The 465-nt window shown below is 60.9% G+C and carries 1 protein-coding gene; it reads left to right on the forward strand.

The window, feature by feature from the left end; genetic code table 11:
- Positions 1 to 217: 217 nt before the first annotated feature.
- On the forward strand, positions 218 to 465 hold a 248-nt coding region (locus tag ACU8YC_RS27055; protein ID WP_446896270.1), incomplete at its 3' end, for a hypothetical protein.

The raw sequence follows: 465 nt of genomic DNA on the forward strand, positions 1-465 counted from the left end.
GCCCCGTTGCCTTCGCCGCGGACGCAATCGGCTACACAGTTGGCCCAAGCGCTGCTTTAGCGCGGTGCATCGGTCAGCGAGTATGCAACTATCGAGCAAGCACTCGATGCTCAGTGCGCCCGGGTGGAATCGGTCGATGAGATGCTGGTTTTCGGTTCGTTCTACTGCGTGGCCGCGCCACTCGAGTGGCTGGAACAACAGTTCGTGGCTGGTGGACATGGCACTGCAGCATGAAGGATTGCTGCAACGCATGGTCGGCGCGCTGGTGCTTATAGCGATCGCGGTCATATTCGTGCCGATGCTGTTAAATCGGCAGGACGACCTGCGGCATGTCACCGTTGATGCGCCCAGCATTCCAGCTGCACCAGTGGTGGCGGAGATCGAAATGGAGCCGGTCGACGTTCCGGAACCGCAGTCCGTACCCGAAGGCTTCGAGATCATCGAAGAAGGCGCCGAGCCGGACGC

Source organism: Citrobacter sp. VF227, from assembly GCF_052950715.1.